We start from the raw sequence: 1,393 nt of genomic DNA, 5'->3' as shown, positions 1-1,393 counted from the left end.
KAGCATAGTGCTCGCAGCTGATGCACATGGCGGCTTCTCCTCCCAGTGCCGCCGCACCAGCTGTTCCCCTCTGGAGGTTTAAATTACCTTCACACCTTATGGGCCGCGGTTTTCCGTCGGCCCTTTTTTCTTGCTCAGATCGCCACTTGCACGTTCGCCTGTCTGGCATGAGTAACCGCAATCCTGGCCATTTCGAGTGCAGCTTCGCGCGTCTTGGCCGCAGCGATGAAGAGACCATTATGGCAGAACGTGGCGTCCGCCACGCCAGAGACTGGCGCGAGATCCCGGCCGGTCAAGCCGGCCCACGCTGCCGGCAGATCGGCGCGCTGCTCAAAGCTGTCGCCCGACCGCCGGATGCCGGTCACGCACCAGTCTGTGTCCCGCGGATGAACAACGAACAGCAAATGATCCGCGCCCGCCTTCACGATCGCCGGCCTGAACGGCATTCCCATCGGCAACTCCAGAACAGAACCGTCACCGGTGGCTGCTATCGCCTGGCGCACGATCGACTCTGCACGCAGCTTCGCAGCGTCCTGTCTTATGCTCGCCTCGACAAAACTGCGTGCGATCGAAAGCGCGTCGTGGAATGCCCGGTCGTCAGCACCCGGCTCCTTGTCATCGAAGACAGGTTTCAGGGTTTCCAACAGGACGGGCAGCGTCAGCTTGGCCAGGGCGCCGGCAACGGACGGGCTCAAGGCTCCATTGTCCATCAAGTCGACCGGCAAGACGAAGTCCTGGTCGAACTTTGCATGCAAGGCTGCGATATCTGATGTGGGAACGCCGGAGGCGGTGAGGTAGTCTCGCCCGAATTGGCGCCAGATCAGTCCGAATGAGCTGAACGGCTGGCCGTCGTCCCGCAACGGCGTGCCGCGCTGGTGATGATCGAAGATCCCCGCATTCGGATCGAAGGCTCCGCCGACATCGTAGATGATCCTGTCATTGCCGGGTGCAATCCACTCGGCCGCCCGGCTGCGGATAACCCGCGCCTCCGGAAACAGCCGTGTCAGGATCACGCTGGACAGCAGCTCATCTGCATGGAAACCACCGGAATGCGTGACGAGAAACGTTGGTGTCATGCAGGCTGCCTATTCTTTCTGATCAATCTTGGCTGTCGGATACCGACTGGCGAGCGGYAGTTCAAGGGCCAAGAGCGCCTCCTCGACGCCGTATCGCGTGCCATCCCTCCGCAGCTTCATCGTCGGCATTGGTGCCAGGTGGGAAGTCGTCACGACCTTCGAATTGAAGGGAAGAAAATGAGAAGGGGAATTGAGAAGGCGGGTTCGCAGACCGGCCCACCCGCCGCTGCTATCGCTCAACCGCCGCCTCGCCATCCCGGCCGCTCGTCCTTTGCAAGGCGCTTCGCACCCCGCTCGTCCGTCGCAGCAGGGACTGA

1 protein-coding gene is annotated in these 1,393 nt (G+C 61.8%); it reads right to left on the bottom strand.

All coding sequences use genetic code 11. The annotated features are described in order from the left end of the window. Positions 1-134 precede the first annotated feature (134 nt). Positions 135-1,076: an MYG1 family protein gene (locus tag AC1D06_RS39520; RefSeq protein WP_477990988.1), complete on the bottom strand. Its 942-nt coding sequence runs from the start codon at positions 1,074-1,076 to the stop codon at positions 135-137. Positions 1,077-1,393 lie beyond the last annotated feature (317 nt).

This window comes from Rhizobium sp. P2_G2, from assembly GCF_056403555.1.
Note: the sequence above shows the minus strand (reverse complement) of the source record. Positions and strands in the feature narration are given on the sequence as shown.